The organism is Kitasatospora sp. NPDC056138, from assembly GCF_042264695.1.
Taxonomy (GTDB): Bacteria; Actinomycetota; Actinomycetes; order Streptomycetales; family Streptomycetaceae; genus Kitasatospora.
Window position 1 is genome coordinate 19,502 of record NZ_JBHJVK010000057.1, and the last position, 14,582, is coordinate 34,083.

A 14,582-nucleotide genomic window follows, 5' to 3' on the forward strand; every position below is an offset into this window, starting at 1 on the left:
AGCACGGCTGATCACGTGCCCGAGATCGACCGGCAGGGCCTAGACGAGCAGAAGGGACCGGGCGAGATGCAGATCCGGCTGACCGTCCTCCGACCCCGCAGCGGCTCGGCCGCCGCCGGATCCGCCACCGACGTCCTGGTCACCGCCCCCGTCGGCACCGCGCTCGGCACCGTCGCGGGCGCCCTCGCCGGCGCGGTGGGCGTGCGCGGCCCGCGCTCCGCCACCCACGTGCACCTGTACGCGGGCGACCAGCGGCTCGACGACCAGGCCCTGCTCGGCCACCCCCCGCTGCTCGACGGCGCCGTCCTCGCCCTCAACGAACCCGACCCGGACGCCGACGAGCCGGTCGGCGGCACCGCCCCCGAGCTGCGGATCGTCGGCGGCCCCGACGCGGGCGGGGTGCACCGGCTGCACGGCGAGGAGATCCGGGTCGGCCGCTCCAGCCAGGCCGACGTCCCCCTCGACGACCCCGACGTCTCCCGGCTCCACCTCTCCCTGCACCTGTCCCCCGACGGCCGGGTGACGGTCCGTGACCTCGGCTCCACCAACGGCACCACGGTGGACGGACGGTTCCTGCGCGGCGCCGCCGCCGACCTGCCCGACGGCGGACTGGTCCGCCTCGGCGAGTCCACCCTCCAGGTCGCCAGGCCCGACGGCCCGGCGCACCCCGGTCTCGGGGATATCTCAGGGTCGCCCCGGCAGCCCGTACCCGACGGGCAGGGCCGTCTCCAGCTCGCCCCCGCCCCGCCCGCCAAGCCGCACCCCGCCGAGCCGCCGGTGCCGACCGCCCCCGAACCGCCCTCACCCGGCGGCCGCGCCCGGGCCCTGCTCTCCCGTACGCTCGGCCGCTCCGCCACCCCCGAACCGCAGCCCAGCGCCACCCAGCAGCACACCGCCGCCAGGCTCCGCCAGACCGCCGCCCAGCGCGAGCGCTGGCCCGACCCGGCCGGTCTGCTGCTCACCGCACTCGGCACCGGGCCCCGGCTGTGGGAGCGCGGCCCGGCCCACCCCGACGCGCTCGCCCTCCGGCTCGGTACCGCCGACCGGCCCGGCGGCCCCGGGACCGCCCCTGGGGCCGTGCTGCCCGCCGTGCCCGTCACCGTCGACCTGCGCGGCGCCGGAAGCCTGGGCCTGACCGGACCGCGCGCGCGGCTCCTCGGGCTGGCCCGCGCCGCCGTCGCCCAGCTCGCCGTCCTGCACCCGCCGAGCGGCCTGAACCTGGTCCTGGTCAGCGCCGACGAGGCGTCGGCCGCCGACTGGTCCTGGGCCCTGTGGCTGCCGCACCTGCGCCCCGCGCACGGGCAGGACTGCCGACTGCTGGTCGGCTTCGGCCCCGAGCAGACCGAGGCCAGGCTCGCCGAGCTCACCGCCCGCACCGGCTCCGACTCCGCCGCCGCCCCGCCCGCCACCGTCCTGCTGGTGGACGGCGACCCGGGCAGCCCGGCCGCCCGCCGTGCCCTGGAGCTGCTGCTCGCCCGGCGCCAGGGCGACGGGGGCACGTCCCAGCCGTCGGGGTGGGGCGGGGGCACCTCCCAGGCGGGTGGCTGGGGTGGGGGCACCTCCCAGGCGGGTGGCTGGGGCGGGGGCACCTCCCGGCCGCCGGGCTGGGGGAAGGTGTTCCCGATCTGCCTCGCCGAGCGCCCCGACGACCTGCCCCCCGGGCTCGGCGCCACCGCCCACATCACCGGCGAGGTCGCCACCCAGCTCACCGTCAGCCGCCCCGCCCAGGGCGGCCGGGAGACGGTCACGGACGTCTCGCTGGACGCCGTCTCCGCCGCCTGGGCCGAACGGCTCGCCCGCGTGCTCGCCCCGCTCACCGAGACCTCCCCCACCAGTCGGGGCCCGCTGCCGGACGCGCTGCGCCTGCTCGACCTGCTGCGGCTGGACACCGTCACCCCCGCCAAGCTCTCGGCCCGGTGGGCCGCCCTGCCCGCCAGTCCGGGCACCGCCACCGCCCTGCTCGGCACCACCCGCGACGACCACTGCACCATCGACCTCGCCGACCCGGACCTGGCCGGTGGGCCGGCCTTCGCGGGTGCCGAGCCGGTGGGCCCGCACCTGATCGTCGGCGGGGCGCGGGGCTCGGGCAAGACCGAGTTGCTGCGGACGCTGATCGCCTCGCTCGCCGTCTCGGAGCGGCCCGAACGGCTGCGGATCACGGTCGTCGAGGGGCGTGGTTCGGCCGGTGGCGACGACGCGTCCAGCCTGCGCAGCTGCACCGACCTGCCACATGTGACCGACCATCTGGACGCCGCCGCCGACCCCCGGCAGGCCCTGCTCACCGCCGAGTCGCTGCTGGACGAACTGGACCGGCGCGAGGCCGTCCTCGGCGACCTCGACTTCACCTCCTGGCACACCACCCGCGCCCTCGGCGGTACGCCCGGCGCCGCCGCGCTGGTCACGGCGGGCGGTGCCGGCCCGGCCGGCGCCGTCACCCGGACGGCCGGGCCGCGCACCGGGTCGGACGTCCGGCCCGCCGCACCCACCCGGCTGGTCGTGGTGGTGGACGACTACGACGCGCTGCTCGCCCCCACCTCCCCCGCCGGACGGCCGCTGGCCCGCGCCCTGACGGCCGTGGCCCAGCGCGGCGGACGCCTCGGCGTGCACCTGGCGGTCAGCACCGGCTCTCCCGAGGAGACCGCCGGCACCGAGGTGGACGAAGCCGCCCAGCTGCGGATCGCGCTGCGGACGGCCGACCCCGCCGACTCCGATCTGCTGATCCACCTGGGCGATGCCGCCACGCTCGCCGAGGACACTCCGGGCCGGGGCTACCTGCGACGCCCGGACGGCGGTGTCACGGCCTTCCAGGCCGCCCGGGTCAGCGGTCGCATCCCGCGCACCGCGACCCTCCGGCCGACCGTCGTCGCCATCGACCCCGCCCAGCTCGGCGCCCCGCCGACCCGCCGCCCGGTCCGCGAGCTGGGCAACGGCCCGACCGACCTGGCCCTGCTCGCCAGCGCCCTGCAACGCGCCGCCACCACCCCCTGACGGGGCCCGGGCAAGCCCGGCCGGGGGCGCGGGAACCCGCGCGGGCGACCACCCCCGGCCCCGACGGGCGGACGGCCGCAGGACCGGAACGCCGCCCCCGCCCCCGTGGCACCTCCTGAGGAGGCCGGAACGCCGCGAGGGCGGTACCGGAAGGAACCGGTACCGCCCTCGCCAGGCCCTCGGCGGACTCAGCGCATCGAGCCCGTGCGCAGCAGGGTGCGGATCACCCGCATCGCGACCGAGAGGCTGGACAGCTCGTAGTTGTCCGAACCCCTTATGTCGTCCAGCGTGGTGTTCGCCCGGCTCAGCAGCGTGCTGTTGATCTCGGCCCAGGCCTCGTACCGCTCCTCGGGCGTGGCGCCCTCGGGGCCGCAGGCGAGGATGTCGGCGGTGAGCGCCGAGTGGGCCGCGAACAGGTCCTCGCGGATGGCCGCGCGGGCCATCGAGGACCAGCGGTCGGTGCGGGGCAGGTCGATGATCCGGTCCAGCAGGTGGGTGATCTGCAGGCGGTCGGCGAGGTCGTAGTAGAGCTCGGCGACCTCGGCCACCTCGGCGCCCGTGCTGTCCGCGACCCCGACCATGTCCAGGGCCGGGAAGGCCGAGGACAGACCCGCGATCCGGGTGGCCAGGCCCTCCGGGACACCGGACTCGGCCAGCTCCTGGTAGACCGACTCGAACCAGGTCAGGTCCTCGCCGTGGAGCGGCTTGGGCAGGCTGCTCCAGACCTCCTCGACGCCCTCGCGGAAGAACTCGATGGTGGCGGCGATGTCGAGCGGCTGGCGCCGGTTGTTGAGCATCCAGCGGGTGGCGCGCTCGACCAGGCGGCGGGAGTGCAGCCGCATCTTGGTCTGGATCCGGGCCGACACCTGGTTGTCCAGGCCCTCGACCTCGTCCCAGATGCCCTCCAGACCGAAGACGGCGCGCGCCGCGGTGTGCGAGCGGGCGATCTCGGCCATGGTCGCCCCGGTCTCCTCGCGGAGGCGGAAGGCGAAGGTGCAGCCACCGCGGTTGATCGTGTCGTTGACGATCAGCGTGGTGATGATCTCGCGGCGCAGCGGGTGCCGGTCGATCGCGTCGGCGAAGCGGGTGCGCAGCGCGGTCGGGAAGTACTCGTGCAGCGTGCTGCGGAAGTACGGGTCGTCCGGCAGGTCGGTGGCGAGCAGCTCCTCGGCCAGCACGATCTTGGTGTACGCGAGCAGCACCGACAGCTCGGGCTGGGAGAGCCCACGGCCGGCCGCCTGGCGGTCCCGGATCTGGCGCTCGGTCGGCAGGAACTCCAGGGCCCGGTCGAGCTGACCGTCCGCCTCGTAGCGGTTGATCATGCGCGAGTGCACGTTGACCAGGCTGTGCGCCTGCTTGACCGCGTTGGCCAGCACCACGTTCTGCGCGTAGTTGTTGCGCAGGACCAGGTGGCCGACCTCGTCGGTCATCTCGGCGAGCAGGGCGTTGCGCTGCTTGATGGTCATGTCGCCGTCGGCGACGACCTGGTTGAGCAGGATCTTGATGTTCACCTCGTGGTCCGAGGTGTCCACGCCGGCCGAGTTGTCGATGGCGTCGGTGTTGATCCAGCCGCCGGTGCCCTCGGGGCCGCCGGTCGCCGCGTACTCCACCCGGCCGAGCTGGGTGCAGCCGAGGTTGCCGCCCTCGCCGACCACGCGGGCGCGGACCTGGGAGCCGTTGACCCGGATGGCGTCGTTGGCCTTGTCGCCGACCTCGGCGTTGGTCTCCGTGCCGGCCTTGATGTAGGTGCCGATGCCGCCGTTCCAGAACAGGTCGACGGGCGCCTGCAGGATGGCCTTCATCAGCTCGGCCGGGGTGAGGCGGGTCTCCGCGATCCCGAGCGCCGCGCGGACCTGCGAGGTCAGCTGGATCGACTTGGCACTGCGCGGGAAGACCCCGCCGCCGGTGGAGATCAGCGACTTGTCGTAGTCGTCCCAGGAGCTGCGCGGCAGGTCGAAGAGCCGGCGGCGCTCCGCGTAGGAGGTCGCGGCGACCGGGTTCGGGTCGAGGAAGATGTGCCGGTGGTCGAAGGCGGCGACCAGGCGGATGTGCTCGCTGAGCAGCATGCCGTTGCCGAAGACGTCACCGGACATGTCACCGATGCCGACCACGGTGAACTCCTGCGACTGGGTGTCCACGTCCAGCTGCCGGAAGTTGCGCTTGACGGACTCCCAGGCGCCGCGCGCCGTGATGCCCATGCCCTTGTGGTCGTAACCGGCCGATCCGCCGGAGGCGAAGGCGTCGCCCAGCCAGAAGCCGTACGACTCTGCGACACCGTTGGCGATGTCGGAGAAGGTCGCGGTGCCCTTGTCCGCGGCGACGACCAGGTAGGTGTCGTCCTCGTCGTGGCGGACCACGTCGGCGGGGTGGACGACCTTGCCGGCCTTCAGGTTGTCGGTGATGTCGAGCAGCGCCGAGATGAAGGTCTTGTACGAGGCGACGCCCTCGGCCAGCCAGGCGTCGCGGTCCACCGTCGGGTCCGGCAGCTGCTTGGCGACGAAGCCGCCCTTGGCGCCGACCGGGACGATCACGGTGTTCTTGACCATCTGGGCCTTGACCAGGCCGAGGATCTCGGTACGGAAGTCCTCGCGCCGGTCGGACCAGCGCAGACCACCGCGGGCGACCTTGCCGAAGCGCAGGTGCACGCCCTCGACCCGGGGCGAGTAGACCCAGATCTCGAAGGCCGGGCGCGGCGCCGGCAGGTCGGGGATGGCCTGCGGGTCGAACTTCATCGAGAGGTAGCTGTGCCAGCGGCCCTCGGAGTCGTGCTGGAAGAAGTTGGTCCGCAGGGTGGCCTTGATCAGGTTGAGGAAGGAGCGCAGGATGCGGTCCTCGTCCAGCGAGACGACCTCGTCCAGGGCACCCGCCAGCTCCTCCAGGATGCCCTCGGTCAGCTCACCGGAGCCCTGCTGGTGGCCGGGGCTGAGGCGGGCCTCGAAGAGGTTGACCAGCAGCCGGGTGGTGTGGGTGTTGTTGCGGAGCGCGTCCTCCATGTAGTCCTGGGAGAAGGTGCTCCCGGCCTGGCGGAGGTACTTGGCGTAGGCGCGCAGCACGACGGCCTGGCGCCAGGTCAGCCCGGCGGTCATGACCAGCTCGTTGAAGCGGTCGTTCTCGGCCTGGCCGGTCCAGGTGGCCGAGAAGGTGTCCTGGAAGCGCTCGCGGGCCTCGTCGGTGAGCTTGATGCCCTCGCGCAGCCGCAGGCCGAAGTCCACCACCCACGCGGTGGAGCCGTCGGCGCGGGTCAGCGCGTACGGGTGCTCGTCGAGCACCTCGACGCCCAGGCGGGACAGCACCGGCAGGACCTCGGTGAGCGAGATCGGGCCGCCGACGCGGTAGATCTTGAAGCGGCGCTCGTCGTGCGCCGCGCCGACCGGCTGGTACAGGTTGAGCCGGAAGTCGCCCTCGCCGCTCAGCGACTCGATGTGCTTGAGGTCGGCGACGGCGGCCCGCGCGGTGAAGTCGGCGCGGTAGCCGTCGGGGAACGCGTTGGCGTACTTGCGGCCCAGCTCGGCGGCCTTCTCCTCGCCCAGCTCGATGTGCAGCTGGTCGTGGAAGCCGTCCATCCAGAACCGGGCGGCCTCGGCCAGCTTGGCCTCGATCCGCTCGATGTCCGCGTCGGAGAGCTGCGGCAGCGCGCTGCCCTTGGCGACCCGGACCACCAGGTGGAGACGGGTGAGCACGGACTCGGTCGAGTAGATCGTGTAGTCGATCGCGTCGCCGTTGAGCTCGTCCTTGAGGATCGCGGTGATCCGCTCGCGGACCCGGGTGTTGTACCGGTCGCGCGGCAGGTAGATCAGCGCGGAGAAGTAGCGGCCGTACTCGTCCTGGCGCAGGAACAGCCGCAGCCGGCGGCGCTCCTGCAGGTAGAGCACGCTGGTCGCGATGGAGAGCAGGCCCTCCGCCGAGGTCTGGAAGATCTCGTCCCGGGGGAAGGTCTCCAGGATCTGCAGCAGGTCGCGGCCGTCGTGGCTCTCGCTGCTGAAGCCGGACTCGGCCAGCACCTCCTGCACCTTGCGGCGAACCACGGGGATCCGGGTGACCGACTCGGTGTACGCGGCGGAGGAGAACAGGCCGAGGAAGCGGCGCTCGCCGACGACCTCGCCGTTGGCGTCGAACTTCTTCACGCCGACGTAGTCGAGGTAGGCCGGGCGGTGCACGGTCGCACGGCTGTTGGCCTTGGTCAGCACGAGGAGCTTCTTCTCGTGCGCCTTGGCGCGGACCGGGGCGGACAGGCGGCCGAAGGCCTCGCTGACCGGGTGGTGGTCGGTGTCGTGGCTGAGCGGGTCGGAGCGCAGCACGCCCAGGCCGGTGCCGGGGACGGCCCGCAGCACCTCCTCGCCCTTGTGCTCGGCCAGGTCGTACTCGCGGTAGCCGAGGAAGGTGAAGTGGTCGTCGGCCAGCCAGCGCATCAGCTCCCAGGCCTCGCCGACCTCCTGCTCGGGCAGGTGGGCCGGGGGCTCCTGGGCGAGCTCGTCGGCGAGCCGCAGCGCGGAGTCGCGCATCTTGGACCAGTCCTCGACGACCTCGCGGACATCGCCCAGGACGCGGCGCAGGTTGGTCTCGATCGAGCGGAGGTCCTCGCGGTCCGTCTCGCGGTCGATCTCGATGTGCATCCAGGACTCGACCACGGCGTCGGCCGGCCACTCGGTCCCGGCGGCCTGGCTGCGCGAGCAGGCGTCGATGTCGAGGATCTCCAGCAGCTTGCCGGTGATGTCACGGCGGACGGCCAGCTGGGGGTGGATGACCACGTGGATGCCGCGGTCCTCGCGGGTCAGCTCGTTGGTGACCGAGTCGACCAGGAAGGGCATGTCGTCGGTGACCACCTCGACCACGGTGTGGCCGCAGGACCAGCCGTTCTCTTCGACGGTCGGGGTGTACACCCGGACCTCGGCGGTGCCCTGGGGCCGCTTGAGCCCCAGCCGGTAGTGGGAGGCGGCCGCACCGTAGACGTCGACCGGATCCCGGTCGATCAGGTCCTCGGGCGCGGTGTGGAGGTAGTAGTGGTGCAGGTATGCGGTCAGAGCACCGTTGCTCAGCCCTTCGCCCTGCGCCGCTCCCCCCACCTGGCTGTTCTCAGCGGCTGCTGCTGCCTTCGTGAGCAGTTCGGCCTTGGCTGCGTCCAGCTTGGTCTGCATGGCTGTCTGGCTCCTGTCGCGCGCCGTTGCGTGACTCGGTGGTGTCGGGTGTGCACCGCCGGGTCTGTCTGCAATCCTCCCTCATGATCCAGATTCCGCCCTAATGGGTGGTTACGAAAGGCCGCCATGTCACGCATGACCTGCCCTCCATCTGGGTACGTGAGGTCCTTTGGCCTGGATTGCCAACCCGACGACGCCAGCCAGCCTAGCCGGAGCAAACGAAGGTGTCAGGGGACATGAAGGCACAAACCCGGAGGAAGATCGATCCGTCCTGGACATCTTGTCCAAAGCGGCCTGGCGGCGTGTCAGGCTCTGTCAGGTTCGGCCGGTTCCCGGGGCCCGCTGCACCCCTCCGGAGGGCTCCGATCGGTCCGTGGAAGTGGCCCGGGGAAGTGGTCCGGGGACGCGGTCCGGGTCGGCCCGGACCGACCTCCCGGCGCCCCGCCGACCGCCGATGACACGCCGCGAGGAGCGGGCTCCGCACGACCGGGCAGCCGGTGCCCCGGCGCCCTACGCCGCGATCAGCGCCGCCAGCTCCACCGCCTCCGTGAGGGTGTCCACCACCGGCACGCCGACCTGCTCCAGCTTGGCCCGGCTGTGTGATCCGCCCGTGTACAGCACCGCGTGCGCGCCCGACTCCAGCGCCGCCAGCGCGTCGTCCGCCGCGTCCCCGATCAGTACGGTGCGTCCCGGCTCGACCGCAGGGGCCAGCGCCGCCAGGTGCCGGGCCAGGAATCCGGCCTTCCGCCCACCCGCGTCCCCGACCCGCCCGTCCACCCGGACGAAGTGCGGAGTGATCCTGAAGGCGTCCACCACCGGCACCAGCTGCTCGTGCTCGTACATCGACAGCAGCGACTGGCTGTTGCCCGCCGCCTGCCAGTCGCGCAGCAGCTCCGACGCGCCCTCGGTGAGGCCGCAGCCGCCCCGCAGCTCGGTGTACCGGTCGTGGAACACGCCGTCCAGCTGCTCCCACTCCGCCCGGCTCGGGGCCCGGCCGAGCAGGCGCTCGTAGAAGCGCGGGATCGGGATCTCGTACGAGTCCCGGTACTGCTGAAGGGTCATCGGGGCTATCCCCACGGTGGCGAAGGCGGCGTTGCTCGCTTCGAGCACCGCCGCCATGTCGTGGAAGAGCGTGCCGTTCCAGTCCCAGACGATGTGAGTACGCACCAGGGAACGGTAGCCGCAACTGTCAAACGGCAGGAAGGCCCGCCGTGGCCGGTGCCAGGCCAGGTCCCTCCCGACCGCACCGACCGCCCCGCCCTCGCGGACGGCGGGCGGGGCGGGCCGTCAGATCGCGTAGTGCCAGGTGGTGAGCATGTAGGCGCCGTACCAGCAGCCGAACAGCGCGCTGCCGGCCAGGACGGTGACGACGGTGCCGGTGCGGGCCCGGGCGAGGGCGCGCGCGGCGGGGATGAGGAAGACCAGGGCGGGGATCAGCAGGCGCAGTTTGGAGTGGTAGAAGTTGCTCTGCCCGAGGGTGAGCACCAGGATGCCGGTGCCGTAGACGAGCAGCGGTGGCCAGGTGGTGCGCTGCCAGGTGGCGGCGGTGCCGGCGATCACGGCGAGGAGCAGGACGGCGGTGCTGACGGGGACCCAGCCGTCGCCGCGCGCCAGGGTCTCGCCGAGGAAGTGGACGAAGGAGCTGCCGTTGTCCCAGCGGGTGCCCCAGCCGGCTTCCTGGATGGTGAACCAGGCGTCCGGCCGGCCGACGCGCTGCCCCACCCACCACAGGTAGAGCGGCGTACCGGTGCAGGCGAGGGCGACGGCGGCGATCGGGCGCCAGGTGAGGCGGCGGGTCCGCACGAGGTGCAGGGCGGCGGCGACGGCCAGGGCCGCCACGACCGCCACGGCGGCCGGCCGGGTGAGGCCGGTGAGCAGCGCCAGGGTGCCGGCGGTGAGCCAGGCCCTCCGGTGGGCGGCGAGAAGGGTGCCCGCGGCCAGCGCGACGAACAGCGACTCGCTGTAGGCCATGAGGAAGGCGAGGGCCATGGGCTGGGCGGCGGCCAGCAGGACGATGGCGACGGTGGCCGTGCGCCGTCCGTACAGCCGGGTCAGCAGCAGGTGGACGGTGATCAGCGCGGCGACCAGGGCGAGGTGGGCGGTCACGATCGCGGCCGTGCCGTGGTCCAGGCCGGTCAGGCCGTGGACGCCGCGCGCCAGCATCGGGAACAGCGGGAAGAAGGCCAGGTTGTTGCCGGTGAGCTGACCCGTGGGCGTGTAGCTGAAGCCGTCGGGATAGCCCTGTGCGGCGATCGTCGTGTACAGCGTGCCGTCCCAGGCGAGCAGCCGCCGCCGGATCCCGGGGCCGCCCGGCGGGTTCATCGCCGCCAGGAGCACGAAGTGCAGCAGCGCGGTCGTGGCGTAGACCACCAGCGCCGGCCACACCGCGCGCCCGGCCCGCTGCAGGCGGTCCGGCAGTGGCGGGCGGGGGCCGGTGGGGTGGCCCGTGGCGCCGAGCCGGCCGGATATCGACGGGTGGCGGGGCCGCGCGCCGTCGGCCGGTGCCGGCGTGTCGCACGCGGTGGGTTCCGGCTGCCCGGCGTCGGTCGGGGTCGGGGCGTGCTGCGCGAGGGACGACGGCGTCATGGTTTCCCGGGTTCGGTAGGGAGTGCGGTTCACGGTGACGGGTCAACTCGTAGTGGTACTGCTCGGCGTGGTGCTGGGGGTGGTGGTGGAGCCGGTCGCGGGCGGGGCACCGGCGGAGACCGAGCCACCCGGCTGGGGAGGGAACGACGTGCTGCCGGGCGCAGGCGGTCGGGTCACGCTCGCGCGCGGACTGCTCGGCTGCGGCCGGGAATTCGCCGGTGAGGAGCGTGGTGCGGCAGTGGCCGAAGGGCCCGAGGTGGCGCTCGGCCTGGTCGCCGGAACGGCCGGCGGGCCCGGCGCCGGGGCAGGGCCCGGGCCGGCGGCGAGGGCGACCAGCACCACGACGGTGCCGCACAGGCCCGCGAGCCCGCCCGCCACGGCAAGCGCCCGGCGGCGACGGCGCCGCCGCCCCCGCACGGCGATCACCCGCACGTTCGCGGGGGCCGCCAGTTGCTCGGCCGAGCTCGCGGCCCGGCGCAGTGCGGCTGTCACCGGGTCGTTGCTGTCAGGCATCACGGTTCTCCCCGGTGAGTGAGGGCTGGTCGAGGTGGCCGGCGAGGGCGGCCCGGGCCCGGGACAGGTGCGTCTTGACGGTGCCGACGGCCATGCCCGTCTCGGCGGAGATCTGCTCCACCGGCAGGTCGCACACGTAGAACAGAGCGGCGCACAGCCGCTGCCGCGCGGGAAGCGCGCGCAAGGCGGTGTCCAGGTCCACGGCGGCGGGATCGGGTCCCGCCGCGGACTCGGGGTCCGCGCGCCGGATCCAGGCCTGCCGGCCACCACGCACACGCCGCCACCGGCTGATCGCCAGTCGCCACGCGACCGTGCGCACCCACGCCTCGGGGGCGCGCTCACGCTCCAGCTGCCGACGCCTGCCCCAGGCCCGGACGAAGGCCTCCTGGACCACGTCCTGCGCCTCGTGCAGGTCTCCCGTCATCACGTACAGCTGTCCGGTGAGCCGACTGACCGAGTGGGTGTAGAACTCGGTGAACTCCTCCTCGGTCAACGCCGGCTCCTTGCAAGATCGGTTTCTGATCCGTCTACGCCTGGGAACCCGACCGGGTTGACACTACGAGATGCAGATCACACAACCGTCCTCGGCGGCGGGCCGCGCCGCCCGCGCCGGAATACCGGCCTCGTCCTGCAAGGGCACTGCCGGCAGGGAACGGCGGGAGCCTGCTCACCCCTTGCTCACCACCGCCGCCCGGAGCCGCACCCGCACCCGCACCCGGGACACCCGGACGGCCGGCGGTCACTTCCTCGGCTGCGGGATCACCCAGCCGGCCCCACCCGGGTGCGCAACCCACCGCGGTCCGTCCAGCCGGGCCGGCAGCAGGCGGACGGAGCCGGGCGTGCTCCGCCTACCCCTCGTCAGTGTCCGCTCCAGGAACGGCCGAACCCGCTCCGGACCGACCGGCGACAGCAACGGCTCTGACCGCCCCGGGGGGCGGGCACCCGGGGGCGGGCACCCCGAGGAGCGGTCACCCGGGGACAGCCTGCCGAGCCCCGGCCGGCCGCCGACCGGGGACGAGCGGAACGACCCGGTCCGACGGCCACCGGCAGACCGCTGCGGCACGGATCAGGGCACTCCCGGTCCGCCCTCAGGCGAGCAGGGCCGGGATCTCCTGGGTGGCGAACCAGAGCAGGTCGTGGTCCTCCGCACCGTCCACGGTGAACTGGGCGTCCGCGTCGCCCTTGTCGGCGGCCGCGATCGCCTCGGCGGCGGCCGTCACGTCCTCGATCACCTCGGTGTCGGCGACGTCGGCGTGCACGGCGGCGGCCTTGGCCAGCCGGACCGGGCCCACCAGCTCGACCCGGCCGAGCGAGGCCTGGTCCTGGTACTCGTCACCGGGGAACGGGCGCACGGCCGAGTCCGCCACCTCGACCGCCACCACCACACGGCGGCGCGGGGCCTGCGGATCGGCGGCGAGCAGGCGCAGCGAGCCCTGGGCCGCCCGGTTCAGCGCCGCGTACTCCAACTCCTCCAGGTCGTCGCTGACGTACCACTCGCGCAGCGCGGGAGTGACGGCGTAGGCCGCCGACTGGTCGAGTGCACCGCCCGGGTGCGCCGCCGCCAGACCGTTCAACGTGGTGGGCACGTACACGCGCATCGGGGGCACTCCGGTTCTTCGGGTCTTCGGGTTCTTCCAACAGCCGGGCCACAACGGACGGCTGATCACACCGCGCACCAAGAATACGGCTCGCACCCGGAACCCCACCCCGGGCGGGCACCCGGGCTGCGGGGGGGTTGCGAGCGGCTGCCCGGACGGCGGCGTGCCCGACGCCCGTCGGCCGAGGGTCACCGAACGGCGGTCAGCGCCGACCGGCTGGTCCGCAGCGCGGTCTCCAGGACCTCCGGACGGCGGGCCGGATCCATCATGTTCGGCCCCATCACCGCCAGGTCCTCCAGGGTCGGTGCCAGCAGCCGCACCCGGACGCCCGAATCCCGCAGGCGGCGGGCCTCACGGAGCATCTGCCGGGTCACGGCGCGGCGGTAGCGGCTGACCAGCTGGGCCAGCACGCCCTTCGGGCGGTCCCGGTCCCGCCACTCGCGCAGCGCGGCGACCGTGCCGCGTCCCGCGTCCACCCGCGCCGGACCCGCCCACGCGGGCCGCAGTGCCATCGGCGCCAGCACGTACACCTCGTCCAGTTCGCGTTCGGCCATCAGGTCGGCGTTGGTGGCCGACCAGCAGCCGCCGTCCACGTACGGGCTGCCCGCCACGTCCACCGGTGCGAACCAGCCGGGGATCGCGCAGGACGCCATCACCGCCTGGGCCACGTCGGCCTCCGGCGCGTCCGGGTCGCCGAAGACCACCCGGCGGCCCGTGCGGTAGTCCACCGCGGCGACCCGCAGACCGGACCCGAGCGGCCAGCCGTCCTCGTCGACCAGTCCCCGCACCAGCTCGCCCACCGGCGCCACCGAGCCGCGGCCGGTCGGCACCACGGCCGAGACCATGGTCAGGAACGGGTACTCGCGCGGGTGCCGGACGGCGTCCCGCAGCAGACCGGGAGAGCCGATCCCCGGACGGGGGCGCGGCGGCAGCGCGCCGCCGACGGCGGTGTCGTAGTCGAACTCCACCCCGGCCAGCGGTCCGGTACGGATCGGCAGGCCGCGCTGGTGGTCCCGCAGTTCCTCGGCCCGCACCCCGGCAGCCAGCATCGTGCCCAGGATCGAACCGGCGGACGTCCCGAGGATCACCTCCGCACGGCCGGGCTGCCAGCCGGTGCTCTCCTCAATCGCGCAGAGCGCCCCGATGGTCCACGCCGCGCCCAGCATGCCGCCGCCGCCGAGCACCAGGCCACGCCGGACGCCGTCCGCCCCGAGGACGGCCGGCGCGGTGCCGCTCCGCGCGACGACATCCACCAGGGCGCCGTTCACCGACACCCGGTCCAGCCCGACCGCCGGGCGCCGCCCCCGGTCGACCCCGGTGCCGTCGGTGCCGTCAGTTCCGCCGAGACCGCCGGGGCCGCCGTCGACCTCCGCGGCGCCTCGCTCCCCCCTGGTCCGCTCGGGACCGGACCGTGCGGTGGCAGCCGCCGTCGAGGACGCACCGGAGGCCTTCACCGGCCCCGCCGTCCCCGCCGCCCCTGCCGACTCGGCCGATGGCTGAGTCACCATTCCGCTGCCGCCTCTCCGGTCTCCGGATCGCTTTCCCCCGATACTCCCGGCTACCGGCCGGTACACCCGGTACGGCACCCGGCCCGCGCCGCGAATGCCACCCAGCGTACGTCCCCCTTCGAGCGCCGCCGGCCGCCCTCCGACGTCAACCAACGGCCCGCACGACCGGCCCCGGAGCCCGCGAACCGCAAGGGACATCACCCGGATAGGTGACTCGGCGCGCGCCCTCGCCGCGCGCCGACGGGTGATTGCCC

At 74.0% G+C, this 14,582-nt stretch carries 8 protein-coding genes; 2 read left to right on the forward strand and 6 right to left on the reverse strand.

Annotation, left to right across the window (positions count from 1 at the left end; genetic code table 11):
- Window positions 1-15: 15 nt before the first annotated feature.
- On the forward strand, window positions 16-2,988 hold the full coding sequence (locus ACFC1R_RS28550) for an FHA domain-containing protein (protein ID WP_375943386.1): 2,973 nt from the start codon (window positions 16-18) through the stop codon (window positions 2,986-2,988).
- 188 nt (window positions 2,989-3,176) lie between these two features.
- On the opposite strand, the gene ACFC1R_RS28555 is transcribed toward ACFC1R_RS28550, so the two are convergent.
- From ACFC1R_RS28555 to ACFC1R_RS28565, 3 genes are all read right to left on the reverse strand, one after another.
- On the reverse strand, window positions 3,177-8,123 hold the full coding sequence (locus ACFC1R_RS28555; RefSeq protein ID WP_375943388.1) for an NAD-glutamate dehydrogenase: 4,947 nt from the start codon (window positions 8,121-8,123) through the stop codon (window positions 3,177-3,179).
- A 510-nt stretch (window positions 8,124-8,633) separates the two neighbouring features.
- Complete coding sequence (locus tag ACFC1R_RS28560; protein ID WP_375943390.1) at window positions 8,634-9,290, reverse strand: HAD family hydrolase; 657 nt, start codon at window positions 9,288-9,290, stop codon at window positions 8,634-8,636.
- A gap of 120 nt (window positions 9,291-9,410) precedes the next feature.
- Window positions 9,411-10,709 (reverse strand): hypothetical protein, encoded by a 1,299-nt coding sequence (locus ACFC1R_RS28565; protein WP_375943392.1) that lies wholly within the window; start codon window positions 10,707-10,709, stop codon window positions 9,411-9,413.
- A gap of 34 nt (window positions 10,710-10,743) precedes the next feature.
- On the opposite strand from ACFC1R_RS28565, the gene ACFC1R_RS28570 reads away from it, so the two are divergent.
- The gene (locus ACFC1R_RS28570; RefSeq protein WP_375943394.1) at window positions 10,744-11,244 is read left to right on the forward strand and encodes a hypothetical protein; all 501 of its coding nucleotides are present in this window, start codon (window positions 10,744-10,746) and stop codon (window positions 11,242-11,244) included.
- Here ACFC1R_RS28570 and ACFC1R_RS28575 read toward each other — a convergent pair.
- The 3 genes from ACFC1R_RS28575 to ACFC1R_RS28585 all read right to left on the reverse strand — a co-directional run bounded on the left by ACFC1R_RS28575 (window position 11,215) and on the right by ACFC1R_RS28585 (window position 14,328).
- Window positions 11,215-11,715 (reverse strand): SigE family RNA polymerase sigma factor, encoded by a 501-nt coding sequence (locus ACFC1R_RS28575; protein WP_375943396.1) that lies wholly within the window; start codon window positions 11,713-11,715, stop codon window positions 11,215-11,217. The two genes, ACFC1R_RS28570 and ACFC1R_RS28575, sit on opposite strands and share 30 nt — an antisense overlap.
- 595 nt (window positions 11,716-12,310) lie before the next feature.
- Window positions 12,311-12,820: a DUF6912 family protein gene (locus ACFC1R_RS28580; RefSeq protein ID WP_375943398.1), complete on the reverse strand. Its 510-nt coding sequence runs from the start codon at window positions 12,818-12,820 to the stop codon at window positions 12,311-12,313.
- A 188-nt stretch (window positions 12,821-13,008) separates the two neighbouring features.
- Entirely contained in the window at window positions 13,009-14,328 is a 1,320-nt protein-coding gene (locus ACFC1R_RS28585) for a patatin-like phospholipase family protein (protein ID WP_375943399.1), read from the reverse strand.
- Window positions 14,329-14,582 lie beyond the last annotated feature (254 nt).

What these genes read in the sequence shown, in the direction of transcription:
- ACFC1R_RS28555 (WP_375943388.1), bottom strand. Translation starts at nt 8,123, where the DNA reads ATGCAGACCAAGCTGGACGCAGCCAAGGCCGAACTGCTCACGAAGGCA.
- ACFC1R_RS28565 (WP_375943392.1), bottom strand. Translation starts at nt 10,709, where the DNA reads ATGACGCCGTCGTCCCTCGCGCAGCACGCCCCGACCCCGACCGACGCC.
- ACFC1R_RS28580 (WP_375943398.1), bottom strand. Translation starts at nt 12,820, where the DNA reads ATGCGCGTGTACGTGCCCACCACGTTGAACGGTCTGGCGGCGGCGCAC.
- ACFC1R_RS28585 (WP_375943399.1), bottom strand. Translation starts at nt 14,328, where the DNA reads ATGGTGACTCAGCCATCGGCCGAGTCGGCAGGGGCGGCGGGGACGGCG.